Here is a 25,355-nt window from a genome sequence, read left to right as displayed (position 1 = left end):
GGAATCCTGAATTCAGGAAACCGTGGACTATGTGTCGTCGGTTCGGCGCTCGGAGACCTTGGCGGCATATCCGGGGCTGAAGCCGACACGTTCGCGCTGCCAGGTGTCGGCGGTCTCCTGGTGGAAGCCGAGCAGGCGGCTGACGACGACGGACGGTACCTCGGAGACGATTTCCATCAAGGCGGTGTTGCGGGCAAGCCGGGGGCGGATACCGATGGCCTTGAGCCGGTGGTTGAGGTGGGAGGCGGCGAGGGGGCGTCCGGCGTGGCCGCCGGGGAACAGCCACTTCGCTTCGCCGACCGGGCTGGCATGACCTTTGCGGCGTTGTACGAGCTGTCGTACGAGATCGTCCAGAGGGGCGGGCAGGTCCAGCGGGACGCGACCGAGCCGGAGGGTGACTCTGTCGCCGTGATCGGTGACCTGGTCGGTGGTGAGTTGCGTGATGCGGCTGGTGGGCTGGGCGAACAGCAGGAGCAGCAGTCCGGCGGCGCGGTCGACGGCCTGCAGGTCCTTGTCGCCGACGAGGCGGCGGACCATCGCCCAGCGCTGATCCGGGACGAGGAGGTTCACGCTGAAGTCGGTGGACGGCATGGGGGTTTCAAGGGGTCGGGTGTAGCCGCGGCGGTTGGTCCAGTTGAGGAAGACGCGCACGAGGCTTCGAGCGTCGGGTCCGTCGGCGAGCCAGGCGTCGAGGTGGTCCTGAGTGCAGGCGCTCAGGAGGACGCCCTGCTGGTTGAGCCACTCCAGCAGCCGCACGATATTCCGGACCTCATGCCGGACAGCGATGATCTGCCCGTAGGTGACTGGTCTGCGTGCGGACAGACGGCGCAGCCGTCGAAGCTGCGTCCAGGTGATGAAACGGCGCAGCAGGCGCCGGTCGTCGGCGTGCGGGACGCGCGCGTAAGTCTTGGTCAGCCACTGCTCCAGGGTGGCGAGGTGTTCGTCCCGTTCGGGCAGGGCGCCTCCGGCGACGAGCGTGGCGCGCAGGGCCTGGACGGCTTTGGCGGGCCGCATCCGGTTGAGGATGGCGTGGGTGACCGGGCCGCGGCAGGCCGCCAGGGCGGTGAGCAGTGCGTGGGTGGGCCGGTCCGCGCGCAGCGAGCGCAGCAGTGTTGTCGGCGACGTCCCCATCAGGGCCTGGAAGACCGGCTCCAGGTCCGGGTGAATCGTCTCGTGTGTGCCGGACAGTACGGTGGCCAGCCGTCGGCGGGCGGCGCATGGCGGGCACAGCCCGAAGTGGAAGAGTTTCCCGACCGATCCGCAGCCGGTGCAGGCACGTTGCGAGACGGGGTGGGCCCGCCAGCAGTTCTTGCACAGCCTCTTGCCCTCCGGGGTGCGGCCGTGACAGCGGCGGGCGTAACCGCACTGGGAGCAGGTCGGTTTGGGCGCCCCGCACGACTTGCACAGCGGTTCGCCCTCGGGACTGCGATACATCATGCGCCGCACGGTGTTGCAGCGACTGCATGGCCGGTGTTCGCGGGCGTTGGATGCGCAGGTGCCGCACGTGGGGTGATCGGTATCGGCGTAGAGGCAGGGGAGGGTGCGGGCGCAGGTGACACAGGTCGCTGTGGGCAGCTGGTAACAGCGTCGGCAGACTGTCCCGTCCTCGGTGCGGGTGATGACTTCACCGGGCGTGCCGCACAGGCTGCACTGGTCGAAGTTGAGCGGGTCGGCCCGGTTGCAGTTCTGGCACAGCGGCTCGCCGTCGAGGGTGCGCCCGGCGACATAGCGGGATCTGCCGCAGTGTGCGCACGTCTGGGGCCGGGCGTTGCGCCAGCAGATCCGGCAGCACCGGAGGCCGTTGAGGGTCATGTCCAGCTCGGCGGCGCGGCGGCAGAGCGGGCAGGGCGGGACGATCAGGCCGGTGGCGCCCTGGCCGAGCAGGGCCCGGATGAGTGGGATGGTCTTGGCCGGTCCGGCGGCGCCAGCGCCGGTGAGCAGGTCGGGGTGGTCTTCCCATGCCCACAGCAGTCTCAACTGGCCTTGGCGTCGGCGGTCTACGGACCGGATCGCCGCAGCGACGGTTGGCTGCGCGAGCCCGATGGGGAGGGCGGCGATGGCGCGGGACAGCTCCTCCAGGGGATCGCGTCCTTCGTCCGGCGGGTGTCGTCTGCACCGTGGCAGCCCTTCGCGGTCGAGGGCCTGGAAGTTGCGGCTCCTGCAGATCACGCAGGGGTTGGCCCGAATGCTGCGCCGACTCACGCAGTACGAGCAGATCCGCAGCCCATGGTCCAACCCGGTCAGCGGCTTCTGGGCCCCGCACCGCGCGCATTCCGGCAGCCTCAGACGGAGGGCACCGTGCGGGAGCAGCGCTGTGATCAGCCGCTCGATCGACCGTGGTCCCTCGGGGCGGCCGGAAGTCAGCAAGTCCGGTGCGCCATCGAGGACTTCGGCAAGCCGCCGCCGCTCCGGACGGCGCTTGACGGTGGCCACCAGGACGGCCTCGATCTCCTCGGCCGCCAGATGGGGTTCGACCATGCGCACCGTCTCGACGATGAGCTGTTCGGGCTCGGCGGCGAACCGCGGCACCACCTCGTCGGCTGCCACTCACTCGTCCTTGTCGGTCACGATCCGGGCCCGGCGAGGCCGAAAGTCCCCTACACCAGCCGAGCTCGAACGGCCGCCGGCCGGGTCAGCCTCCGTCGCGTTTGCGCTCTTGCGACGCCGGGAACCCGCGGCCGGGACCGGCTCGATCAGCTCCTCCATCGAGCAGCCGAGGATGTCCAGCAGGGCCATCAGAGTCTTCAGGCTCAATCGCTCGGGACGCTCGACCACCAGCCGGTAGGTCTGGCTGGGGGAGAGATCGATCCCGCGCTCGGCCAGCTTGGGCCGGATGTCTGTGGTGGAGAACATGCCGCAGGTGGCCATCACCTCCCGCAGATGCCAGCGGTAGTCCAGCTTCGCCGTCACGTCCACTCCCTACTGTCCGCTGTGCAGTGCCCGGTCCAGGACCTTACGCATCATGGTGTTCATGAAGTCGCCGCTCACTCCGGTGTACAGGGCGGTCGTCGAGGCGAAGCGATGCCCGACCTGGTTCTGCACGAACACCGGGTCGGCGCCGTCCTCGATCTGGTGGGTGACGTGGCTGTGCCGCAGACAGTGCGGCACCAACTCCCTGTCCAGCCCCAGCGCGTCGCGGTAGGTGGCGAACCGGTCCTCAATGTCCCTCGCCTGCAGTCGGCCGCCGCGCTCGGTCAGCCACAGAGCCTGCTTCTTCGCCGAACGGGCATAGCGGGGGCGGACGTTGACCACGTAGTCCTCGACCGATTCGACTGCCCAGGGCATCACACTGAGCACCATCCGGCGCCGCGGCGGCGAGCCTCGCGACCGCTTGCCGTAGCGCACGTGCAGGGAACCGAACCGGCCCAACTCTGGTGCCTTCGGGTTGCGGTAGAAGTCGGTGACGTCCAGCTTCGAGGTCTCTGTGCACCGCAGCCCCCAGCCGTAGATCGCCTTGAACACGGTGGCGTCCCGGTAGGCGGCCAACGCCCCCTTGCGGCCAAGCCGGACCGCACGCTCGACCTGGTCGTCGGCATAGTCGAGGAAGAGCTGGATCTCCTCGCGGGTCATCGGCCGGCGTTCCGGATCGCCCTCGTAGTCGATCAGGTGCGCGACGGTATTCCACTCGTGGCAGATCTGGACCGGGTACGTACCGAACCGCATCTCGCACTCGCCGGGCCACTGGTAGTGCGGCGAGGTGATGTAGTCGCAGAACAGCCGCATCGTGGTCTGGTAACTGCGGACCGTCGACTCTTTCCGCCTCAACTCGGCGATCAGGTACGTCATCCACTCGTCGAGATCCGCTGCCGACCACTGCCACGGATAGGCGTTGGTGAACGCGCCGAAGCGGCGAACCAGACCCTGTCTGCCCGCGACGGTCCTCGGCTGAAGCCGTCGGCCTCCGCGTTGTTGGCGGCCCCAGCCCTCCAACATCGCCTCGAACACGGCGTCTTCGGGATGCAGGAGCGAGACGCCGTCCAGCAACACCAGCCGCGCCGAGCCCTCACTCAAGCCTGACCTCGACACGCACCCTCCCGTCCATCAGGTGCGCGAATCATGCATCAGATGCATCCCTGCCCGCAACGGTGCAGGTCATAGCTCTCCGCTCAAGAGAAAGGAAGGTGGCACAATGTCGCAGGCCACCAGCTCAGACGACTCCCGATCGTGCATCAAACGCAATTCCCCGGGGTCTAGTGCTGTCCTGGTCGTCGCCGCATCCGACATGGACGCCGAGGGATACCGCGGCTACTGCCTCCAGTCCGTGGCCGCCGCCTACGACGTCGTCCTCATCACTGGCGAGGAGCCGTCGTGGGAGGTGCCCTACATCCGCGACTGCGTGGTCGTGCCCGACCCGACCGACCAGGCCGCGCTGTCCGCCGCAGCCCGCGTGCTGGCCGAACGCCACCGGCTGGCCGGGGTGTTCACCTGGACCGAGTGGTATCTCGTCCCGGTCGCACGTCTCGCCCGCCAGCTCGGCCTGCCCACCACGGTTCCCGAGGTGATGCAGGCGTGCCGCAACAAGGCCACCGCGCGCACCCTGTTCGCCCGGCACGGCGTCCCCTCCGCCGCCTCGGTGAGCGTCCGCGACGTCCACGAGGCGACAGAGGCCGCCGAGCGGATCGGCTATCCCGTCGTCCTCAAGCCCGCCGCGCACGCGGCCAGCATCGGTGTCATCCGGGCCGACACTCCCCAACAGCTCGGTGTGGCCTACGAGTTCGCGGCCAAGGCGGCCGGGCTCGGGGTGGAGAGCCGGAGCGTGCTGGTCGAGGAGTACCTGGACGGGCCGGAGGTCTCGGTCGAGTGCGTCACCTACCGCGGCGAGACCACCGCGGTCGCCCTCACCCGCAAGACCGTCAGCGATCCGCCGTACTTCGAGGAGACGGCGCACTCGGTGGACGCGGCCGACCCGCTGCTCGCCACGGTGGCACCCGCCGCACGGGCGGCTATCCGCGCGCTCGGGATCACCGACGGCGTCAGCCACGTCGAGATACGCCTGGTCGACGGCCGCCCCCGCCTCATCGAGGTCAACGGCCGTATTGCCGGCGACATGATCGGCCACCTGGTGAGCCTCGCCACCGGCATCGACCTGCCGCGCGCCGCCGCCGACATCGCCTGCGACCGTACCCCCGACCTCACCCCCACCCACTCCTGCGCCGCCGCGATCCGCCTCATCTACCCCGACACCTCCGGCACCCTCGACCGCCTGGCGTACGAGGGGGAACGGCCGCCATGGCTGGAGCGGATCCACGTCCAGCACCCCGTCGGCGACGACCTGGTGCTCCCCGCCGACGGGGGCGACATGTTCACCGCCCGCATCGGCTACCTGATCACCACCGGGCCCACCGCCGACGTGGCGCAGACCCGCGCCGAGCAGGCCGTGAACCGCCTCGACGTCCACCTCACTCCCCGCACAGCTAGCGTGCCCGCCGTCGAAGACCAGGCGGCATGAGCCGTCCTCCTGCCTCCGCCCGCCGTACGCGGGCCGTGCTGACCGGCTACTTCCTGGGCCTCGGCGTGGTGATGGCCGTCTGGGGCGCACGGATGCCCGCCGTCCAGCACGCCGCCCAACTGAGCACCGCACGCCTGTCGTTGGTGTTGCTGGCCGCCGCCCTCGGCATGGTCGCCGGACTCACCACCGGCGGCCGGTACGTGCGGCCCGAGCGGCTCCCCGCCCTGATGGTCGGCGGTGGGGCCGGTCTTGCCGGATGCCTCGCCGTCCTGGGCCAGTGCACCACCCTCGCCTCACTGCTCCTGGCCGCCATGGTCTTCGGGACCGCGCACGGAATCCTCGACGTCGCCGTCAACACGGCGGCCGTGCGCTGCCAGAACGCCTGCCGGCGGCCCATCATGGCGTCCCTGCACGCCGCCTACTCCGGCGGCGCCCTCGGCGGTGCCGCCCTCGCAGCGGCGACGGCCCGTACGCCGCACACCACCCTCTTCCTGATCACCGGCCTCACACTGGCCGCCGCTGTTCTCGTCGGCGCACCGCGCACCCGGGCCCTGACCGGCGCCGATCAACCAGCACCGCTCGCCCGGCAGTTGGCCGGCCAAGGGGGACAGGCGGTGCTGGCTCGGAAGCTGTGGCTGCTGGGCGCTCTGGCCGCTGCCAGCCTGCTCGGAGAGGGCGCGGCAGCCGACTGGGCCGCCGTCCACCTGCACAGCCTGCACGCCACCGTGGCCGTCAGCGCAGCCGCGTACGGCCTCTACAGCGCCGCCATGATGGCCGGACGGCTGACCGGCGACAAGCTCACCGCCACCTTCGGCGCCCCCACCGTGGTCCGTGCCGGTGCCCTGTTCGCCGCGGCCGGGCTGGCCACCGGTGTGTCGGCCGCCAGCGTGCCGCTCGCCCTGGCCGGGTGGGCGGCCTTCGGCCTCGGGCTGTCCACCACGGTCCCCGCGCTCATCACGGCCGCCGGGGCCGGCGGGCCCAGGGCCGTGGCCACGGTCTCCGTCACCGGTTACCTCGGCCTGCTCGCCGGCCCCGCCCTCATCGGCGCCCTCGCCTCGATCACCACCCTGACCACCGCCCTGCTGATGCCCGCACTGCTCGCAGCCGCCGTCGCCGCGCTCGCCCACCGCGCCCTGGAGAACACCGCCCCTTGACCCCTACCACCACACACCCTGGCCTCGACGCCGCGATCCTCGACTACAACGGCGTCCTCGGCCTCCAGCCCACCGCCGACCAGTGGAGACACCTGGCGCGCACCGCCAACTGGCCCCAGCAGGACCTCAACGGCTTCCAGAACGCCGTCTGGAACGCCCGACCGGCGTACGACGCCGGGCAGTTGAGTGACATGGCGTACTGGGCCAAGGTCCTCGGCGCCCACCCGGGGCCGCGTCTGCTGCGCCAACTGCGCGACGCCGACACCGAGATGTGGACCACCACCGACGACCGAGTCCTTGCCGTCCTGGAGCGTGCCCACCACTCCGGGCTGCCCCTGTTCCTGCTGTCGAACGCGCCCGCCCACTTGAGCGACGTCCTCGATGCCACCGACTGGTGTCGTCGGCTCATGACCCGCGCCTTCTACTCGGCCCGGCTCCAGACGGTCAAGCCCGACCCCGCCGCCTACCGGCAGGCCCTGGCCGCGACGGGAGCCCGAGATCCGCGGCGGGTGCTGTTCGTCGACGACCGGGCCGACAACTGCCAGGCCGCCGAGCGCCTGGGCCTGCGGACCCTGCACTATACCGGCCGGATCACCGACCTCGAAGCAGCACTGCTGCACGTCCCCGGCTGACGCGCCTTCCCATCCCTTACCTCTTCAGGAACCTGTGACCTCCCACGACGACCTGCGCACGATTGACGGAGACGTCTTCGTTTCTCCGCGCCACCTCGCCTCTAGCACCGGAACCGGCGACCCCGCCCTCGCCCCGCTCATCGACCTCGGCTGGGACCACCACTACGACGAGGACTCCAACCTCTACGTGAGCGCCCCCGACCGGCGCGTACGCCTGGGCTACCTGCCGGAAGGCGAAGACGACGGACTCTGGCGCATCAACGCCTACAAGGACTCCTTCGGCCCGCCGGCATGGGGCGTCTGCTTCAACGACCGCGTCCCCACCGAGTTTGTCCAGGCGTTCACCACTGTCCTTGCCACGGCGTACGAGCAGGGACCGGACGCCTATCTCGCCCGGCCGGTCGCCGGGATCGACGAGCGCGATCCCTTCCTTGCTGTCGTCCCGCTCCTGAAAAAGGGCTGGGAGATCGATCGCCCGCGCTGGGGCGTCTTCGCCGTCCAGGCTCCGGACGGCCTCGCCGGCCTGGAGTTCACCACCGGCGGCCTTGATCCGGAAGCCGAGCTGACGACGCGCGACGCCCGCTGGCAGCTGTGGGCGGGCAAGTCCATCGACCGACCCGTCTGGTACGCGACGGCCAGCACCGACACCCCCGTCGCCCTGCTCACCGCCGTCACCCAGAGCGTCGCCGATCCCGCTCCGCTACCCCGGTGGCGTCAGGAAACCTTCAGCTACATCAAGGGCATGGCTCAGCTCACCCCGATCCTCCCTCCCGGCCCGCCGGCACCGACACCGCTCGACGTGCAGAGGGCCGCCACGTCCCGCCGCCCGGCAGCGCTGCCCGCCACCAGCGTCCCGCGCTGGAGCACCACCAGCCGAACGGCCCTGCCCGGCCCACGCCGCTGACACCAGCCCGACCCCGACCGGAGACCCCTCTTGTCCCTGCAGGCCGCGGAGTTCTTCGCCGAGCTGTGCCTCCCCTTCCCCGATCACACCGTGGTGGGCAACACCTACTTCGCCGTCCCCATGCCCGGCATCCCGCTGCGGTTGCGGATCGGTTTCACCGGCACCATCCACGCGGACACCTACGGCGGGCTGCGTGTGGCGGTCGTCCACCCGGACCGCGGCGAGGTCGACGCGGTGGCCCTCAGCTTCGTGGAGCACGGCACATTCCACCGCCGCGACGAAGCGACCAACACCCGGCCGAACACCAAGCAGTACGGCACCTTCGACACCTACCACCGCCCAGGCCAGCCGCCGTGGGAAGGAGCCGTCACCACCGAGTTGCGCGACGCCATCGAGCAGTACACCGCCGTCTGGTTCCCCGGCGCCTGGACCGCGTCCGCACCGAGCCTCCCCACAGGCCGGACCGCGCACACGGCTCCCGCCGCGCCGGTCACCCGCAGTGGCACCCGCGCCCGCTGAGCCGTGCCCACTCCGCCGCCCAGGCGTTCCGTACCTTTCCCAGCAGGAGCCCTGCCCGTGACGAACCACCCCTTCGAGAACCTCGACCCCACGCAGACCGTGCAGGTCCTTCCCCGCCACCTCGCCGGGCCCGGCACCATCGACCCCCGCACCGCATGGGCCTTCCCCTACGACGAAGGCTGGCAGTTCGCCCAGACCGACGACGGCACGGCCGCCGCTTTCAGCCCGTGCCTGCGGCTGCAGACCACCTACGAGCCCAAGCCCGGCAAGGGCGCGTGGACCATCAGCGCGCACCGTGCCCCGTTCACCGCGCCTACCTGGCGGATCACCTTCGACGCCACCACCCCCGTCGAACTGCTCCACGACGTCCACGCCGAGCTGCTCGACCTCTACCTCGAAGACCGGCACAGCGACCAGGACCGGCTGCTCCAGGATGAGACGGCGCCGCACGAGGCGTACGCGCCGCTGCTCACCCGCGGCTGGAGCCACGAGGTCAAGACCGACGGCACGCAAACCTTCCTGACCCCGGAAGGACTCGGCGGCGTACGCCACCGATACGACTTCAGCGGGTCCAGCGGGCCGGCGTGGCGCTCCTGGGGCGGACTCCCCAGTGAGCCGCACTGGAGGGCGGACTTCTCGTTCGGCACGCCCACCACGCTCGTCGCGGCCTTCACCGCCTCGCTGATCTCCACCGGACCACTGCATCGCACCGTCCAGGACGTTCCCGTCCGCACCCGCCGCGCTCTCTACGTCGCCACCACGACAGCCAAGCAGCCGCACGGCAACCCACTGGTCGCCCCGCCGCCCGCCCCGGTCTCTGGCCGAACCCGCTGACCTTCCCCGCCCCCCTTGACCAAGGAGCCCTCTTCCTCGTGCACGCACGTTTCGTCCGATCCGCCGCCGTCGCCGTCGCGGTGACCGGCACCCTCGCCTGGGCACCGGCCGCGAGTGCCCAGCCCTCCGAACCGACCCCTTCGGCTTCTGCCGCTCCGGCCGAGACACCGGCCCTGGACACGGGCAGCGTCGAGATCACCAGCAAGGACGCGGCCGGGGACGCGCTTCCCGGTGCCGTGTTCCTGCTGCTGGACTCCGCCGGCGCAGAAGCCGGACGAGGGAAGACCGACGCACAGGGGAAGCTGTTCTTCTCCGACCTTGCGCCAGGCGTCTACCGTCTCAAGCAGACGGCCTCCGGCAGCCCACTCCACGATGTCGCCGCTGACCAGGATGTCATCGTCACCCCTGGCGCCACCGCCCCGGTGACGGTCACCGACCCCTTCAAGTCCGCCCACGTCACCCTCAAGGCCAAGGACGACAAGACCGGCAAGGCGCTGCCCGGCTCCACCGTCAACATCGGCACCGGCGACAAGACCCTGCTCACCCTCACCACCGGCCCGAAGGGCACGGCCTCCGGTGACCTGCCGATCTCCAGCCGTGTCACGGAGTTCTGGGCGAGACAGACAAAGGCACCCGCCGGCTACGCGCTCTACAAGCCCTCGAAGACCTTCAGCGCGGGGCCCGGCGCTCCGGTTACCGTGACCGTCACCAACTCCAAGACCACGACGGGTTCGAGCCCCGCTCCGACCCAGAACCCGACTGGCCAGCCGACCAGTACGGCAGCCGCGCCCAGTGACTCCGACGCGACGCCTGGCAACCCGACCAACCACACCACGACGGACACCGACTCCTCACCGGCGGACGGTGCGGCCGACGGAGCCACACCGAAGACCCTGACCGGATCCCTCGCCCACACCGGAACCGACGCCACCCCGTGGCTCCTCGGCGGTGCAGGACTCCTCCTCGGCGGCGGCATTGCGGCCATCGCCGCCGCCCGCACCCGCCGCAGCGACAGCGAAGAGACCAATCCGTCCGGCGACGGCTGACCCAACCGACCACCTCTGACACCGGGGGCCCGGGAGTCCGTACAGACTCCCGGGCCCGTCGTCTTCCCGGGCGTTGACCACTATCCGCTCCAACCGATATCGCGCACCTCGATAGCCCCGGCATGAGGCATGTACTCGATCCAGCAACGGCGTCCGAACGCCTCGCGGACCTCCTCGACGCTGCCGGGGTCCCTTACATCCGGCCACGCACGCGGGTCCGCGCGCACCACCTCGACGAGTTCCAGGACCTCGCGCCGCGCCACCTCCGGCAGCTCGCCCATCACGTCGGAAGCCAGCTCTTCCACCACCACGCCATACCGCATCGCGCACCCCCGTGCTCGTGATCATCTCTTGGCGGCACGGTACGACTTAGTCCACAACCGCGTGCCGGCCTGTGGATAACTTCTGGCGGGGTCTGTTCAAGTCGCGGATTCGGCGATCGGGTCGTGGACCGGACGGATGGTGTTGCGACCGCCGGTGGAACCGATGCTCGCGCAGGCCCGCGACCAGCTGCCCGCTTGCCCGGCGGCCTAGTCCGCCAGCCCACGGCATGGATAGGGTTTTGATCTGTCCGTTGTCCACTGGAGTGAACTGACAGGGGGCCTGCGGCTGTTGGTCTGGCGAGGCTGGTCACCTGTGGCTCTCCAGTGCGCGTGCGGCCTACGGCGTTCCGGCAGCCTGAGCTGGCGCCGAGTAGGCCACGCGGTTGGTCGTGGTGCGTGCCTTCGGGGGAATCGCTTCTCGGCCGGGTGCGCCAGGGAGGTGTTGCGGTGAAGGTTCGGCCATGGTCATCCTGCCGAGGATCTCGCCCATGCTCGCGTCACCGGGCCGTCTGCCGCTGCCGGGTGGCGATGAGCGGTGGTCGGTGGAGACCAAGCAGGACGGTCAGCGGGCCATCGTCTACGTGCCGGGGGACGGGACGGTGGAGTTCCGCTCCCGGTCGGGGGAGAACATCACCGCCGCCTATCCGGACCTGCATGGGCTGGGCGCGGTGCTCCGGGGTGTGCCGGCGGTCCTGGACGGTGAGATCGTCGCCCTGGACGAGAAGGGGCGAGCGGATTTCGAGCGGTTGCAATCGCGGATGGGCCTGGCCCGTTCCCCGGGGCTGGCGGCCCGGCGAGCCGCGTTCGTCCCTGCCCATCTGGTCGTTTTCGACGTGATGTTCCTCGGAGGCGACAGCCTCCTGGAGCGGCCGTATGGCGAGCGGAGGCAGGTGTTGCGCTCGCTGGATCTGGCCGGCCCCGGCTGGTCGGTCCCGGACGCTGTGGTCGGGCACAGCGCGGAGGCGCTCGACGTCACCCGGGCTGCGAACGTGGAGGGGATCGTCTGCAAGCGGCTGACGTCCCGGTATGAGCCGGGGGCGCGGTCCCGGTCGTGGATCAAGATCCGCAACGTGCTCACCACCGACGCGATCGTCGGCGGGTGGGTGCCGGGCAAGGGACGACTGGCAGGTCGGCCGGGGGCGCTCCTGCTCGGGCAGCGGCAGGAAGGGCACTTGCGGTACATCGGCAGTGTCGGCACCGGATGGAGCGACCGCGAGCGGACCGCCCTCGCCGAGCTGCTGCAGGTCGCCGCCGTGACGTCTTGTCCCTTTGCCCCGGCACCCCAGATCGCTGGTGCCCGCTGGGTGCTGCCGCGCCTGGTCGGCGAGATCGAGTACACCACCCGAACCCGGGCCGGCTACCTCCGTCATCCCTCGTGGCACCGGCTGCGCCCGGACCTCGCACCGGAAGACGTCCTGTGACCTCCAGGCGGGCCCGGACGCACGCAGTGGCATAGGAGCAGAGCAGAGCTGTTCCAGTCGCTCGTCACGCATGTCGCCGCCGAGTCGCCGTACAGCTGTACCGCTGATAGCCGTCATGGCACACCGTCACGCACGTACGTCGCCACGGCCAGCGCCAGAGTGAAGGTCACGACGAACGTCGAGCCACCGGCGACGGATGAGGCATACAGTGATCTGTCGCCCACGGAGGCGGCGTAAATGCCGGCGACCAGACCGGCGATCGTCGAACCCAGGGCGAGCAGCGTGACGAGGATCGCCTTCGAAACGCGAGGCGCGCCACCGGGTGGCTGTGTACCTTCCACCAAAGGGTCCCGTTTCTTCTGTTGGGATGAGTGACCCCGACCGAGGGCTCCGCCGGAAAGCCGTGGAAAGTTGTCCGGCGGGGCCTGTCAGGCACCTCGGATTCTGTGGGATGCATGGCCGGAATAACCAACAGAATCAGGCAGTTGTGGTCTTCTTCACCACTCGCCCGTTCGGGTGGACGAGCCGCCCGGAACCCTCATAGACCTGTGAGGTCATGGGGCGAAGCGAGCCGCCAGGCGGACGGTGGCGCCACGAGTGGAGGAGCGCCTACTCCATTCGTGGGTACGTCATTTGACCCCAGCTCACATCAGCTCGGATCTGTGGAGCTGCCACGCGATGAGCACACCACCATCCCCGGTGCCTCCAGCACCTGCCTGGGTGCCCTGCGCGCACGGTGCGGACTCGGCAACCGACCCGTCGGCTGCCGGGGCATCCATGTCCCCGGCCACACCATGTGCCTCCGATACCCTTCTGAGCCAGCTCCTGGTTGCACTCACCTCTGCCTGCTGACGGGGAATTGGGTGTATGAGCGACTGGCTACCCCCCTCTGAATGCGCCGAACACGCTGACCATCTGATGCACGCGCGGGCCATAGATAACCGCCAATATCGCTGTGCTTAGGCCGCCTATTACATAAATATTGCTGCCCTCTGGTAAATGCATGAAGGAGACAGAAACTGCTGCGGCGGCGATTGAGGCCGCTGCGGCAACTAGTCGTATTGGTTCGGGGTCTCGCGCTGGCTCCAGATTTTCAATTTGAGAATCATCCAGCAGGTGGCCAATCTGGTCGTGCGCTATGCGGTTCGCGATCTGAATGAGGAGGGCTCCAGTGTCGTGCAGCGCCTCGTTCACTCCTGAGTCAAGTCCTGCCTCTGCTCGGCGAAGAGCAGCCACCACTAAGCGTGCGTGTCTTTTAAGGATCTTTCTTCTGTGAGAGATGAGCGGCAGTGAGGAACTGGATCGGTGCAGTCTCATAATGGCCATTTCGGACCCCCGAAGAGTCCGTGAAAACTGCCGTAGATTTTCCGGGCGATTTCGCCAGGAAGAAGTTTTCGCTGTCGAAGCTGCTTTTACGGCTGCGGAAATTACAAGGATGGGTTGCAGGCGCGACCGAGTAACCAGGACGGGGATTCCGCCATACCAGCGCCCCAACCAGATGCCGACGCCTAGAATATAGGGGGACGCAAATATCATGAGCGCGACTATTGCCGTCATGCAAATCATGAGTACTTGCATGCCAACCGATGTGACCGTCGCGAAATGCGTTGGCCACTTCTTCCACTCGCTTAACGGGACATGGTCATCAGTAGTTACGAGTCTCCCCTCAATGTGAAGAAATGGAATCGAAAGGAAGACGGCTAGGATTGGCCAAGTCAATGTGAAGAACCATACAAGAACTGGAATACTCAATACTTGTGCTAAACCTGATTCCCAATCTATGAGGTGGCGAAGTCGCAAAGCCGCCCTCACTCTGGCAGGAGCTGGCGTTGCAAGGTCCAGATCGAGCAATGCTCGGTTGAGTTGGGTGATGGCCTGGTCTGCCGTCGAGCGGGTCTTGCCTCCTCGGGACCAGCGGAAGAAATAGCCGGCGAGGACCTCGGCCAACTGGCGCGCGCGGGGATGGGGCATGCCTCCGTACTGTTCCAGAAGATGGACGGGGCCGTCGGGATATCGCAGGAAGTAAGCCAGTCATTATCCGCTGCTCCGGCCCCGGATTATTGGGCGTCGATGTCATCCTCCCTTGCAATGCGACGGAAGTACTTGTCGCTGTAGCTGGTGAGGCGGACAGGGGTGTCGATGCCAGCGCCCACCGGCGCCAGCGCCCACTTCTCGTACGGCCATGCCCTGGACCGGATAGCGCACCTTGGCGGGCGCCCGGACGGCGGGCTGGTTGTTGACCGGCGTCGCGCTGCGCGAGGGCCCGGCTACAGCTCTGAACAGGTCGGCCGCGCTCACACGTTGTCCCTCCGGTCAGAGGTCGCGCCACCTGCCGACGTAGCGTTGCCGGCCTGTTCCTGCATCACCAGTCGGTAATGCTCAGCGAGCACCTCGGACCTGAAAGGCCCTGATGGGTCGAGAGGTCGGCCTGATCGCGCCTGCTCCATGGTGGCTGCGAGGATCATGACCTGGGCGCGGATCTCCGGCGGCATCTGCACGCTGCCGTGGGCGATCAGGTTGCGCACCTGCTGGAGGCTGCGCTCGAACTCGGAGAAGGCCGCTGCGACCGTCTCGCGCTCATCGGCGTGGAGGGCCCGGAACGGGGGAGTTGTCTCCTCGGCCCCCGGGGCCGCCTCCTCGTACACGTGAGTGATCTTGGCTGTCCATTTCTCTCGCTCGCCGGGGGCCAGTCGAGCTGCCAGGCCATCGGCCACTTTCCGTGCGCCGGCTGTGGACTGCCCCGACACCGCCCGGTGCACGGCGGACCGAGACAGCCCGGTGGCGTCCGCCAGCTCTCGCACACTCGGTCGTCCCGCCAGTCGATACAGGTCGTGGACAACAGTGCGCTGCTGCGCCTCGCGGGCGGCAGACTCCATCACCCTGTTCGCATCGGAGGGCGGCGCGCCAAGGTCCGCGCCCTTGATGTCCTCGGTTCTCCGGGCACGTCTCCTCACTGCCCTGGCGGCATAGGCGGACCCACGCGCTGTTTCCCACAGGGTGCGCAGCTCCTGCTCGTCGGCCTTGGTGGCGCGGGCAATGGCCATGACTATTTGCAGGGTGGGGATCGTCCGGCCGGCGAAGGCATCGCTAAGCGTCGAAATCGGGATCATGGTTAGGCGACTGAGCTCCCGGAGAGTCAGGTTCTCGGCGGCGCGCAGTTCCCGTAGCCGCATGACCAGTTCCCGCACGGGGCCGGGAATCCCTGCCGCTACTGGCCTCGTCGGCCTTCCTGCCACTCTGACCTCCATGTTTGTCCAGCATTCCCACTCGTCCCTATTATTCGGGGACACTGGTCTTCCGGGGGTCGAGCCGCGGCCCCCGGAAGGTGATCCTCAATGAGGGGGAGGCGTGACGACCAACGCCTGGGGCCTGTTCACCGTATTCGGTCTGCTCTTCGCCGTGGGGGCCACGCTCACCACGTATCGTCTCGCGGTGGCCGATGCGCTCGGCCCGATCCCGCTCTGGTCCTGGACCGGCGGGGCGGCCGTGGTCGCCGTGGTCGACATCGGTGCGGTATACGGCGCGCTGCTCGACCTCACGAACGGCGCGCCCAGCGGGAGTCGGATCGGCTGGACTGCCGCCGTGGTCGTCGCCGCAGTGATGTTCGCCGCCCTGGTCTTCAGCCTGACCGGCGGCAGCGCAACCGCACCCACGCCGCGCTGGTTGCGCTGGCGGATTGCGGGCTGCGCCTTCAGTGGCGTACTCACCGTGGTCGGGGTGGTCTGCGCCTTCGTGAACTGACGCGTTAGCCCCCTCGGGCGCCGGGCGGAGCATGCCGCTCCTCCGGCGCCCTTTTCGTGTCCCGGGTCCGAAGGTCGGGCCGTGGTGACGCCCTCCTCTACCGAGGTCCTGACGTCTGTCCGGGTGGCCTCTGTCATGCGCACAGGATAACCGTGATTATCTTGTAACTTTTGAGTCATCCAGTGCCGCGCGCAGCGCACTTCTGGGGGTGGACCGGCCCTCACCGGAACGTGGACCTTCCGCCGCCGGACCGAGTGGCCATGTATCGCTGCGCGCGGCCAACTGGCGCTGAGCGTCACAACAGCACGGCAGTCGCGACTTGAATCATTCGAACTGATGACCGAATATCGAGTCATGAGTGCAAGACCGGGGGCGAGCGAGCGGGCAGACGAGCGTGTTGCCGAGTCGGTGTACGGGGCGTCGATCGGCGGTTTGCTACCTGAGGGGCGTATCCGTCCCGGAACCGCGGTGAGCGCGGGCGGTGACATGCCCCTGCTTCTGGCACTCGCCGCCGAGGCGTCCGTCGGCACGGCTGGTTGGGCGGCGGTCGGCCTGCCGCAGATGGGTGCACTCGCGGCCAAGTCCGTCGGGCTGGATCTGGCGAGCGGTCTGTGGGTTGACGAGCCCGGACGTCAGTGGGCGCAGGTGGTGGCCACCTTGGCTGAGGTGGTCCCGGTCGTCCTGGTGGGACAGCTCGGTACGGTGCCCGGCCAGATCGCTCGTCGGCTAGCTGCCGTGCTGCGGCGCAGCGGGTCGGTGTTGTTGGCCGCCGGGTCGTGGGATGGCGCCGAGGTCCGGATGAACGTGGTGTCCGCGGCGTGGGAGGGGGTCAGCGAGGGGCATGGAGTGTTGCGAGGTCGGCGGGTGCGGGTGGCGGCCGTTGGGCGCGGCGCGTCTGCGGTACCGCGGTATGCGGACATGTGGCTGCCCGGCCCCGACGGCCGAGTCGCTCCCTTGCCCACGGGCGCTGCTGTACCGGACGGTCCCGCGACCGTGTCCGACGTCCAACACGGGGAGCGGCCGGTACTGCGCGTGGTGGGGTGACCGCGATGGTCAGCAGGATCATCGTCGGCTGGATCCCCGACTATCCGGTCATCGCCGCCGGAGACCTGGACGCTGGTCCGATCGCCGTTGTCCATCGCGACGAGGTGGTGGCCTGTTCGGGGTCCGCGCGCATGGCGGGCGTGCGGCGCCGGATGCGGGTGCGCGTGGCGCAGTCCCGTTGCCCGCAGTTGCGTGTGGTCGAGAGGGATCTCGCCGCCGAGTTCCGTGTCTTCGAGCCCGCCGTACGGCACATCGAGGACACGGTCATGCCGCGCCTGGAGGTGATCAGGCCCGGGTTGGTCGCCGCGCCCGCCCGTGGCCCGTCCCGATACTGGGGTGGCGAGCCGCACCTGGTCGAACGCCTTGCCGCAGCCCTGGACGAGGTGGATCTTCATGCCCGGGCGGGCATCGCCGACTCGGTCTTCACGGCGGCGCTTGCCGCCCGCACCGGACAGCTCGTCGCCCCGGGCGGTGACGCGGCCTGGCTGGCCCCCTACCCGGTGGGAGTCTTGGGTCTGCCCCGGCTGGCGGAGCTGCTGGAGCGTTTGGGTGTCCGCACGGTCGGCGCGTTCGCGGCGCTGCCCGAGAAGAGGGTGCTGGCCCGGTTCGGCGCCGAGGGTATCGCCGCCCACCGCACCGCTCGCGGACACCATGAGCGCCCTCTCGCCGTACGGACGGGTTCTGGCGGGCACACTGTGTCGTACGTCTTTGAGCCGGCCGTGCACCTCCTGGACCCCGTCGTGTTCGCCGCGAAGGCGTCCGCCGAGCAGCTCCACGAGCGGCTGATGGCGGCCGGAGTGGTGTGTGCCCGGCTGGAGACCGTCGTGGAGCTGGTCGGCGGCCGGAGTCTGTCGAGGACCTTCCGTCACGAAGGACGGCTGTCGTCTCTGGCGGTGGCCGAGCGGGTGCGCGGCGTCCTGCAAGCGTGGTCCGACGCTGGCCTGCTCGATGCCGGCGGCGAAGCGGGCATCGTCAAGCTGGTGCTGCGTCCGGAGCAGTTGACGGCGGCCACCGGTCGCCAGAGTGCCTTGTTCGGCGAGGGGCGCACATCGGAGGAGATCGAGCGCGCGGTTGCCCGGGTGCAGGCGATGCTCGGCCACCGGGCCGTCGTGCGTGCCGAGTTGGGCGGTGGCCGGGGTCCGTCGGACCAGGTCCGCCTCGTCCCGTTCGGCGATCTCGACAGCGGACCGCGCCTGCCCGACGGGCCCTGGCCGGGGCGGCTGCCCGCCCCGCACCCGGCCACCGTGTTTCCACGGTGGCTGCCGGCCCAGCTCACCGACCCCCGCGCCCAGCAGGTGACCGTCTCGGGACGTCTGGCCCTGTCTGCCACACCCGACCGGCTCACGGTCGAGGGCCACGGTGAGGCCGTGGTGGACGGGTGGAGCGGCCCGTGGCCGGTCCTGGAACGGTGGTGGGATCGTGACCGTGGTCGTCGGATCGCCCGCATGCAGATCACGACCGCCGACGGTCACGCCTGGCTGCTGACGATCGAACACGGCCGCTGGTGGGCCGAGGCCCACTATGGGTGAGAACGCCGCCACCGTCCTGCACCTTCCCACCACCCGCTCCACGGCCGCTCGTCGGCCGGGTGGCGGGGAGCCGGGCTGGGTCGAACTCCACGCTCACAGCGCCTTCTCCTTCCTTCGGGGCGCTGCTCAGCCGGACGAACTCGTCGCCGAGGCCGGGCGCTTGGGCATCACGGCGCTGGCGGTCACCGACCGGGACGGCCTGTACGCCGCACGGCGCCTGGCCGAGGCCGCGACCCCGACCGGGATCAGCACCGTATACGGCGCCGAACTCACCCTCGGCGACGCGGAGTTGGGTACCCCCGTGGTGCTCGCCCGCAGCGTGGAGGGCTTCCGGCTGCTGTCGGCGGCGATCAGCGCAGCCCAGCTGGCCGGTGCCAAGAACGCCCCCGTCTACGACCTGAACTTGTTGTCCACGGCCGCCGGCAGCGGCCACTGGGCGGTCCTGCCCGGCTGCCCCGCCTCCGACGCAGAACGACGGGACGTCACCTCGGTCGCCCACCGCCTGGGCCGCCTGAGCGATGTCTTCGGCACCGGCAACGTGTACGCCGAACTCTTCGATCACCATCTTCCCGGCGATTCCGTGGCCAACGACGTCACCGTCGTCGCCGCCCGACGCCTGGGCCTGCCCGTCGTGGCGACCGGCGCCGTCCACTACGCCACACCTCATCAGGCCCGACTCGCCCAGGCGCTCACCGCACTGCGCCGCCGCGAAACCCTGGACAAGGCGGCCGGCCACCTCATGCCGGCCCCGACCGCTCACCTGCGCTCGTACGAGGAGATGCGACAGCGGATGGCCCGCTACCCCGGCGTGCTGGAGACCACCCTCGACCTCGGCCGCACCAGCGTGATCGACCTCGATGCCCTGCAGCCCCAGCTTCCCGGCTTCCCCACCCCCGCCGGGTTCACCGAGGACACGTGGCTGCGCTACCTCGCCGAACGTGCCTGCGCCGCGCGGTACGCGGACCGCGACGATCCCGACCGCGAGGCGCGCGCGGCGTGGAAACAGCTCGACCATGAACTCGGCGTGATCAGCGCGCTGGGCATGGCTGGCTACGTGCTGATCGTTCACGACATCGTGCAGTTCGCCGTCGGACGCGGCATCTGGTGCCAGGGTCGCGGCTCCGCCGCCAGCAGCGTGGTCTGCTACGTCCTGGGCATCACCGCCGTCGACGCCCTCAAAAATGGCCTGTTGTTCGAACGGTTCCTCAGCGTCGAGAAGGCCGGCCCGCCGGACATCGACATCGACTTTGAGGCCGGACGCCGCGAGGAGGTCATCCAGTATGTCTACCGGCGCTACGGGCGTGATCATGCCGCGCAGGTCGCCAACGTGATCAGCTATCAACCCCGGCTCGCGGTGCACGACGCGGCCAGGGTCCTGGGCTACCCGGCCGCCCAGATCCGGGAGATGACCCGGCACATCCACCACACCCCGCCCGGCCCCGGCACCGACCTGCCGGCCGAGGTGCGCGGCCTTGCCGCCCAACTCCACACGCTGCCACGGCACTTGGGTATTCATGTCGGCGGCATGGTGCTGACCCGGCAGCCGCTGGGGGAGGTGATGCCGCTGGAGTGGGCCACCGCGGAGGGCCGCTCCGTTCTCCAGGGCGACAAGGACGATGTGGCCGCCGCCGGCCTCATCAAGATCGACCTGTTGGGGCTGGGGACCCTCGGTGCCCTGCACACCGCCTGCGATCTGATCGCCGAGCATTACGGCGTACGCCTCGACCTCGCCTCGATCCCGCCCGACGACCCGGACGTCTACAACATGATCGCCCGAGCAGACACCATCGGGGTCTTCCAGGTCGAGTCCCGCGCCCAGATCAGCACCCTGCCCCAGCTGCGGCCGGAGAACTTCAACGACCTGGCCATCGCCGCCTCGATCATCCGGCCCGGACCGATCCAGGCCGGCTCCAAACACCCCTATCTACGCCGCCGACGCGGCGAGGAACCGGTCACTTACCCTCACCCGCTCGCCCGCCGCGCGCTGGAGAAGACGCTCGGCGTCGCGTTGTATCAGGAGCAGGCCATGCAGCTGGCCATCGACTGCGCCAATTTCACCCCCGGAGACGCAGACCGGCTGCGCAAGGCCATGGCCGCCAAACACGCCCCGGAAAAGGTCGCCGAGCTACGCGGCCGTCTCGCGGACGGTATGACCGCGAAGGGCATCCCGCCTGCGGCGGCCGAGCAGATCATCCACATGATCGAGGCGTTCAGCGATTACGGCTTCCCCGAGTCCCACGCCCAGTCGATGGCTCACATCATCTACGCCAGCGCCTGGATCAAGCACCACTATCCGGCTGCCCTGACCGCGGGAATCCTGGCGAACATGCCCATGGGCTTCTACGACGTGCAGACCCTCATCCAGGACGCCCAACGACACCAGATCACCGTGCGCGACGTCGACATCCACTCCTCCCACGTGCACGCCATCCTCGAACCCGACGGCCAGGAGGGGACGTTCGCCATCCGCCGCGGCCTGACCAGCGTCACCGGCCTGAGCGAGACGATCGCCGACACGATCGTCGCCGCCCGTACCGAACAGCCCTTCGCCGGCCTGGAGGACGTCGCCCGCCGCACCCGGCTGCCCGCACGGCTGATGGAACAGCTCGCCACCGCCGGCGCGTTCGCGGCCTTCGGCGACCACCGCCGCGCCGTCCTGTGGACGGCCGGCGCCTTCCCCCACAGCCACCAGCCCTACCTCCCCGGGCTGGGCACCCTCGCCGACGCCCCCGACCTCCCGGCCATGAGCCCGGCCGAAGAGACCGCCGCCGACCTGGCCGCCACCGGCGCCAGCGCCACCAACCACCCGGTCCACCACATCCGGCCCTACCTCGACCGCCGCGACGCCCTGACCGCCGCCGTGGTCCGCGGCCTCGCCGACCAGACCCGCGTACGGCTCGGCGGACTCGCCAAATACCTCCAGCGCCCGCCCACCGCGAACGGCGTCGCCTTCGGGGCACTGGAGGACGAGACCGCGATGGTGAACCTCGTCTTCTCCCCACCCGTGTGGGAACGCTGCCACCGCACCCTGCTGGAAGCCGCCGCCGTCCTCCTGGACGGACATGTGGAGCGGTCGTACGGCGCGGTCAACATCATCGTCCACCAGGCCGAGCCTGTGACGGTGTCGACCACAGCCCGGCCTGGCCCTCGGTAGTAACTCCAGCTGGTGGGCCTTGATTTCGCTGGTCTGCAGTGGACCCGTCCCGCACGGTGCTGACGCCGGAAGCGCGCAGCCCCGGCTCAAGCTGGCGCCTGCACCGACCTACCGGACCCGGAAGATCGCTGCGAGGATCCGCTCTGCCCGCGCCCTGACCTGTGGTTCAGGATGCGCCAGGGCTACGGCGAACAGCACCGTCAGCAGGGCCAGAATCGGGCTGGAGAAGGTCGTTAACTGCGCTTCTAGTTCCATGCGGCAGACCGTACAAGAAGTTGCTTATCTCGCTAATTTACCCATTTAGGGTGTCGTGGGTGAGTTATCCGCGTCGGTACTCAAAACCTTGCAGGTCGGAGCGATGAGGAGCTTCGGCCCCTCCACCCGCCCTCGGATATTGCCCCAACTCGACTGTGTTGGAATTCACTTGAACCGTGGGGGCCTTGGACGCCTCCAGCCGTGCGGTGCCGGGCCGTGGGTCTCGCTAGGCTGCCGCAGTGATCGAGCCTTCCTCGCTGCCCGGCGATCCCGGCGAGCTGCATCTGCGTATCTGCTACGACGATGAACTCCTGGACACCCCGCAGGCCGACACGCTGGAGCGTTGGGATGTGGCCATCCTTCACCGTCGGCGTACGCACAGAGGCGGGACGGGTCCAGCGGCGGCCGGTGCCTGCAATGGCGCGGATTGCGCCTCGCGCGCAGAGGACAACGGCACCGTGGGGTCGATGACTTTCTATCGAGTGCACCTCGACCGCGGCCGGAACGCGTTCTGGGCCATGGAGGAGGAGTCCGAGGAACTGTACGAGACAGCCCAGGTCCTCCTCGATCCCGCGACGGGCTCCTTTACCGACGAAGTCAGCGAACGACTGGAGTACGTCGGCTCAGCGCTGCTCGTCATGGATCGAGTGACACTGGATCCCCCGTGGCGCGGGCACGGCCTGGCGGCCGTACTCGCCAGCGAGGCGATCAACCGACTCATGGCCGGCTGTCGGGCCATCGCCTGCTCTCCCGGCGTCACCGACATCAGCAGCCAACGTCTGACGGACAGGTCCGAGTGGGACCGCGTGAACGCCAAGATCGCCCAAGGGTGGCAGAGCCTGGGCTTCCGCCCCTACCGAGACAATATCTATCTCCTGTCTCCCGCCTCGCAGGACCTTGAGGAGCAGCGCTTCGCCCTCCGCAGGCACCTTGCCGAACTCGGCGCGTCCTGGCGGGCCGGCGCTTCATGACCGTCCTCGCCAACGCGTGAGGCGAGCACTCCAGGAAGCCCGCGAACCCTGGAGGCGGGTCGGTGCCCCTTCTTGGTCCGGCGGCGCATTCAGAGGCGGAGCGATCCTGTCGGGCTCCAGGCCGTTCTTGTCCGGGTGCACGCAGGCCGGCTCAAGGCCAAGGTCGCCGAGCTCAAGGAACGCCTGGACCCGCGGGACGAGACCGTTGCCGAGCTCACAACGTTCATATTGTGGCAGGGGTCACAGCGCCGATCCGAAGAAAGATTGTCGGATGCGACTCCAGCAACGCCCAGAGGGAGAAGCCTCATTTCCACGAGCCCTCATGGAGTCCGCATGTATCCCTCTTTGCACGCCGGCGAGTTCGCCAGCGCCCTTCAGCTCCTTCGTCCACGCACCCCCCAAGACGGCGAGGTAACCGTCGGTGAAGACGGAGTCCCACGGGTGCACATCGTGGTCGCGGTCGAACTCCCGATGCCTGAGCCGTCACTCGAGGGACTCGCGCGGTACACGGAGTTGCTGGCTGAGTCCTGGAGTGCGGGGAACCCCTTTCACCCATGGGCGACAACGGACCACCAGTTTTTTGAGGCGCAGTACAAGGATGCGCCCCGCCTTCAAGTAGCCGCTACCGCTCCTGCCAACCTCGCCTCGCGCGTAATCGCAAACATTGCGCGGTGGCGCGCAAGCATGGAGAGCCACCAATGCCCGGCCAGCCACGGATGCCGCTGCCCCAAGTCGGACTCTCTGCGGGTCATCGACTCCGTGCTATGCACTGCTCTGATCGAGTTGGCATCCGCTGGCGCGGTACCGTGGCCCCTCGTTACCCGCGAAGCGCTGCTCGCCGCTCTCGTCGCACGCAACGCTGCGATCGAGGGCGACGCTGAGGGCGTCGACGCCTTCAGTCGCACTTGGCTTAGCCTCGCCCGACCGGAGAGCTGGCGTGAGGCCGTGGAGATGGCACTGCTGGGGGATTGGGTCGAGGCGCTGGGGGGCGGATGCGCGCACGATCCCTTCATTACCGACCTGCTGCATCGCCACCGCAAGACAGAACATAAGAGGCTGCAACCTCTGTGGGAACGTCGAGTGCAGGGCAAACGAACGGCGCTATTGAGCCGACCTGTTGGCGACGGCCTAACCTTGGCCGACGCGCTCCCCGGCGCACAGAGTCCAGAAGCCCTGCTGGACGACGCGTTCATCGATGACCGGATCAGCACCGTACTGAGTCAACTGCCACATGCGGACACGGAGATCGCACTCAGCTGGGCCCGCACTGGGGGCAGTTGGGCCGAGACCGCAGACAGCGCCGGGCAGGAAGCGACGTACGGGGAGCGGGTGCGGCGCAAGCTCAAGCGCCTGGGCTCCGAGTGCAAACGTCGCCAGGAGCACGTCGTTCGAGGAGGCGGAGCATGACCATCCTCGCCGCCGCGCTGCCGGAGTTCCTCGGCTCGTTCGCCGCCGCCTGCGCATTGTCCCTGTGCACCCTGATCGTACGAAGATTCCGTGGCCGCCACGTCGACGAGGGCGATCGCAACGTCGACACCCAGCAACTACCCCGGCGGGGTGGCCCGGGCCAGGCGGTCGGGCCATGAGTCTCAAGACCTAAAGGCCACCCCGTGGCGGGTTTCTGGCGCCTGTTTCGCACTCCCTACTCGGCTCCTCGCCACACACCTGATCAGGGAAGCGCGCATCCGACGGCTTGTCATGCAGTCCCGTCGTCGCAGGCCAGGGCGTTGCTGTCGACAAACTTTGATGTCAACGGACAGAAGGGGTGGAAAGTTGAGCTTGTCATCCACCCCTATGCCTCCCGCCGCTCACTCCCGGGTCTCTACCTCCCGCCGCTCACGACGCTTGCGCTCTTGCTCTCGCGCGCGCTGCCGCTGCATCAGCAGCTCCTTGCGGTCACTCGACTGCTGCGGCCAGACCGCGCGCAGGACGACCCCTGCACCGGTCACGATGATGAACAAGAATGCGATGCCCAAGACAGCCCACCACGGGGCAGAGTCCGGCAGAAAGAACACGACTTGAACCTTCCGACCTACAAGGGTCGGCGGGTCGCTTAAGCAGCTAGTACGGCGCTCCCCAGCGCGCTGCGCCCGCCCCGAAGACTGATCACGGGGAAGGCGGGATTCGGGCCGCGAGGAGCGATCTGGGGTGATGTATCAAGAGGTCGCGGTGCCCAGATCACGCAGTCGGCCGGCCTCGGCGTCAACGATGCGAGTAGAGCCATCAAGCTGCGGCGCTGAAAGCTCACGTAATAGGCGAGCAGTTCTGCTAGGGCAGCAAGATACTCCCTACGTTGTTCTGCGGGAGGCGGTGAGCCCTTCGTATGGTTCACCCACCCAGGGGTGCCGGGTGTGGTTGAAAACGCTCTGCCGCTTGTGG

At 68.9% G+C, this 25,355-nt stretch carries 24 protein-coding genes; 15 read left to right on the top strand and 9 right to left on the bottom strand.

Annotated elements, in window-relative coordinates:
* Nucleotides 1-27: 27 nt before the first annotated feature.
* The 3 genes from ACFWP5_RS36630 to ACFWP5_RS36620 are packed head-to-tail and all read right to left on the bottom strand — an operon-like array spanning nt 28 to nt 4,011.
* Nucleotides 28-2,547 (bottom strand): hypothetical protein, encoded by a 2,520-nt coding sequence (locus ACFWP5_RS36630; protein WP_384166823.1) that lies wholly within the window; start codon nt 2,545-2,547, stop codon nt 28-30.
* Nucleotides 2,548-2,910 carry a helix-turn-helix domain-containing protein gene (locus ACFWP5_RS36625; RefSeq protein ID WP_384166821.1) on the bottom strand — a complete coding sequence of 121 codons (363 nt, stop codon included), beginning with the start codon at nt 2,908-2,910 and terminating at the stop codon, nt 2,548-2,550.
* 9 nt (nt 2,911-2,919) lie between these two features.
* Nucleotides 2,920-4,011, bottom strand: a complete 1,092-nt coding sequence (locus tag ACFWP5_RS36620) for a tyrosine-type recombinase/integrase (protein ID WP_384166820.1) — start codon at nt 4,009-4,011, stop codon at nt 2,920-2,922.
* 211 nt (nt 4,012-4,222) lie between these two features.
* On the opposite strand from ACFWP5_RS36620, the gene ACFWP5_RS36615 reads away from it, so the two are divergent.
* The 7 genes from ACFWP5_RS36615 to ACFWP5_RS36585 are packed head-to-tail and all read left to right on the top strand — an operon-like array spanning nt 4,223 to nt 10,538.
* Nucleotides 4,223-5,449, top strand: a complete 1,227-nt coding sequence (locus ACFWP5_RS36615) for an ATP-grasp domain-containing protein (RefSeq protein WP_384166818.1) — start codon at nt 4,223-4,225, stop codon at nt 5,447-5,449.
* Nucleotides 5,446-6,603 carry an MFS transporter gene (locus ACFWP5_RS36610; RefSeq protein WP_384166816.1) on the top strand — a complete coding sequence of 386 codons (1,158 nt, stop codon included), beginning with the start codon at nt 5,446-5,448 and terminating at the stop codon, nt 6,601-6,603. Before ACFWP5_RS36615 ends, ACFWP5_RS36610 begins: the two co-directional genes overlap by 4 nt.
* On the top strand, nt 6,600-7,235 hold the full coding sequence (locus ACFWP5_RS36605) for an HAD-IA family hydrolase (protein ID WP_384166814.1): 636 nt from the start codon (nt 6,600-6,602) through the stop codon (nt 7,233-7,235). The genes ACFWP5_RS36610 and ACFWP5_RS36605 overlap by 4 nt, the downstream gene beginning before the upstream one ends.
* Before the next feature lie 34 nt (nt 7,236-7,269).
* Nucleotides 7,270-8,139, top strand: coding sequence for a DUF317 domain-containing protein (locus ACFWP5_RS36600; RefSeq protein WP_384166812.1), 870 nt, complete (start codon nt 7,270-7,272; stop codon nt 8,137-8,139).
* Nucleotides 8,140-8,169: 30 nt separating this feature from the next.
* On the top strand, nt 8,170-8,658 hold the full coding sequence (locus ACFWP5_RS36595; RefSeq protein WP_384166809.1) for a hypothetical protein: 489 nt from the start codon (nt 8,170-8,172) through the stop codon (nt 8,656-8,658).
* A gap of 57 nt (nt 8,659-8,715) precedes the next feature.
* Nucleotides 8,716-9,492, top strand: a complete 777-nt coding sequence (locus ACFWP5_RS36590; RefSeq protein WP_384166806.1) for a DUF317 domain-containing protein — start codon at nt 8,716-8,718, stop codon at nt 9,490-9,492.
* Nucleotides 9,493-9,530: 38 nt separating this feature from the next.
* Nucleotides 9,531-10,538 carry a SpaA isopeptide-forming pilin-related protein gene (locus ACFWP5_RS36585; protein ID WP_384166803.1) on the top strand — a complete coding sequence of 336 codons (1,008 nt, stop codon included), beginning with the start codon at nt 9,531-9,533 and terminating at the stop codon, nt 10,536-10,538.
* Nucleotides 10,539-10,618: 80 nt separating this feature from the next.
* Here the strand turns inward: ACFWP5_RS36585 and ACFWP5_RS36580 are convergent, their stop codons facing one another.
* Complete coding sequence (locus ACFWP5_RS36580) at nt 10,619-10,861, bottom strand: hypothetical protein (RefSeq protein WP_384166800.1); 243 nt, start codon at nt 10,859-10,861, stop codon at nt 10,619-10,621.
* 461 nt (nt 10,862-11,322) lie between these two features.
* On the opposite strand from ACFWP5_RS36580, the gene ACFWP5_RS36575 reads away from it, so the two are divergent.
* Nucleotides 11,323-12,282, top strand: coding sequence for an ATP-dependent DNA ligase (locus ACFWP5_RS36575; protein ID WP_384166797.1), 960 nt, complete (start codon nt 11,323-11,325; stop codon nt 12,280-12,282).
* A 113-nt stretch (nt 12,283-12,395) separates the two neighbouring features.
* Here ACFWP5_RS36575 and ACFWP5_RS36570 read toward each other — a convergent pair whose 3' ends face one another.
* The 3 genes from ACFWP5_RS36570 to ACFWP5_RS36560 all read right to left on the bottom strand — a co-directional run bounded on the left by ACFWP5_RS36570 (nt 12,396) and on the right by ACFWP5_RS36560 (nt 15,470).
* Entirely contained in the window at nt 12,396-12,623 is a 228-nt protein-coding gene (locus tag ACFWP5_RS36570; RefSeq protein ID WP_384166794.1) for a hypothetical protein, read from the bottom strand.
* A 538-nt stretch (nt 12,624-13,161) separates the two neighbouring features.
* Nucleotides 13,162-14,253 carry a hypothetical protein gene (locus tag ACFWP5_RS36565; protein ID WP_384166792.1) on the bottom strand — a complete coding sequence of 364 codons (1,092 nt, stop codon included), beginning with the start codon at nt 14,251-14,253 and terminating at the stop codon, nt 13,162-13,164.
* A 323-nt stretch (nt 14,254-14,576) separates the two neighbouring features.
* Nucleotides 14,577-15,470, bottom strand: a complete 894-nt coding sequence (locus ACFWP5_RS36560) for a helix-turn-helix domain-containing protein (RefSeq protein ID WP_384166790.1) — start codon at nt 15,468-15,470, stop codon at nt 14,577-14,579.
* A 160-nt stretch (nt 15,471-15,630) separates the two neighbouring features.
* On the opposite strand from ACFWP5_RS36560, the gene ACFWP5_RS36555 reads away from it, so the two are divergent.
* The 4 genes from ACFWP5_RS36555 to ACFWP5_RS36540 all read left to right on the top strand — a co-directional run bounded on the left by ACFWP5_RS36555 (nt 15,631) and on the right by ACFWP5_RS36540 (nt 21,750).
* On the top strand, nt 15,631-16,023 hold the full coding sequence (locus ACFWP5_RS36555) for a hypothetical protein (RefSeq protein ID WP_384166788.1): 393 nt from the start codon (nt 15,631-15,633) through the stop codon (nt 16,021-16,023).
* A gap of 486 nt (nt 16,024-16,509) precedes the next feature.
* Nucleotides 16,510-17,067, top strand: a complete 558-nt coding sequence (locus ACFWP5_RS36550) for a hypothetical protein (RefSeq protein WP_384166787.1) — start codon at nt 16,510-16,512, stop codon at nt 17,065-17,067.
* 5 nt (nt 17,068-17,072) lie between these two features.
* Complete coding sequence (locus tag ACFWP5_RS36545) at nt 17,073-18,596, top strand: DNA polymerase Y family protein (RefSeq protein WP_384166785.1); 1,524 nt, start codon at nt 17,073-17,075, stop codon at nt 18,594-18,596.
* The gene (locus tag ACFWP5_RS36540; RefSeq protein WP_384166783.1) at nt 18,589-21,750 is read left to right on the top strand and encodes an error-prone DNA polymerase; all 3,162 of its coding nucleotides are present in this window, start codon (nt 18,589-18,591) and stop codon (nt 21,748-21,750) included. The genes ACFWP5_RS36545 and ACFWP5_RS36540 overlap by 8 nt, the downstream gene beginning before the upstream one ends.
* 108 nt (nt 21,751-21,858) lie before the next feature.
* Here ACFWP5_RS36540 and ACFWP5_RS36535 read toward each other — a convergent pair whose 3' ends face one another.
* Nucleotides 21,859-22,005 (bottom strand): hypothetical protein, encoded by a 147-nt coding sequence (locus ACFWP5_RS36535; protein WP_384166780.1) that lies wholly within the window; start codon nt 22,003-22,005, stop codon nt 21,859-21,861.
* Between the two features lie 239 nt (nt 22,006-22,244).
* On the opposite strand from ACFWP5_RS36535, the gene ACFWP5_RS36530 reads away from it, so the two are divergent.
* From ACFWP5_RS36530 to ACFWP5_RS36520, 3 genes are all read left to right on the top strand, one after another.
* Nucleotides 22,245-22,976 carry a hypothetical protein gene (locus ACFWP5_RS36530; protein WP_384166777.1) on the top strand — a complete coding sequence of 244 codons (732 nt, stop codon included), beginning with the start codon at nt 22,245-22,247 and terminating at the stop codon, nt 22,974-22,976.
* 945 nt (nt 22,977-23,921) lie between these two features.
* The gene (locus ACFWP5_RS36525; protein ID WP_384166774.1) at nt 23,922-24,383 is read left to right on the top strand and encodes a hypothetical protein; all 462 of its coding nucleotides are present in this window, start codon (nt 23,922-23,924) and stop codon (nt 24,381-24,383) included.
* Nucleotides 24,380-24,562 (top strand): hypothetical protein, encoded by a 183-nt coding sequence (locus ACFWP5_RS36520; protein ID WP_384166771.1) that lies wholly within the window; start codon nt 24,380-24,382, stop codon nt 24,560-24,562. Before ACFWP5_RS36525 ends, ACFWP5_RS36520 begins: the two co-directional genes overlap by 4 nt.
* A gap of 222 nt (nt 24,563-24,784) precedes the next feature.
* Here ACFWP5_RS36520 and ACFWP5_RS36515 read toward each other — a convergent pair whose 3' ends face one another.
* Nucleotides 24,785-24,952, bottom strand: a complete 168-nt coding sequence (locus ACFWP5_RS36515) for a hypothetical protein (protein WP_384166768.1) — start codon at nt 24,950-24,952, stop codon at nt 24,785-24,787.
* Between the last annotated feature and the right edge of the window lie 403 nt (nt 24,953-25,355).

Origin of the sequence: Streptomyces sp. NPDC058469, assembly GCF_042721125.1 — a bacterium.
In the GTDB taxonomy this organism is placed as follows: Bacteria; Actinomycetota; Actinomycetes; order Streptomycetales; family Streptomycetaceae; genus Streptomyces.
Note: the sequence above shows the minus strand (reverse complement) of the source record. Positions and strands in the feature narration are given on the sequence as shown.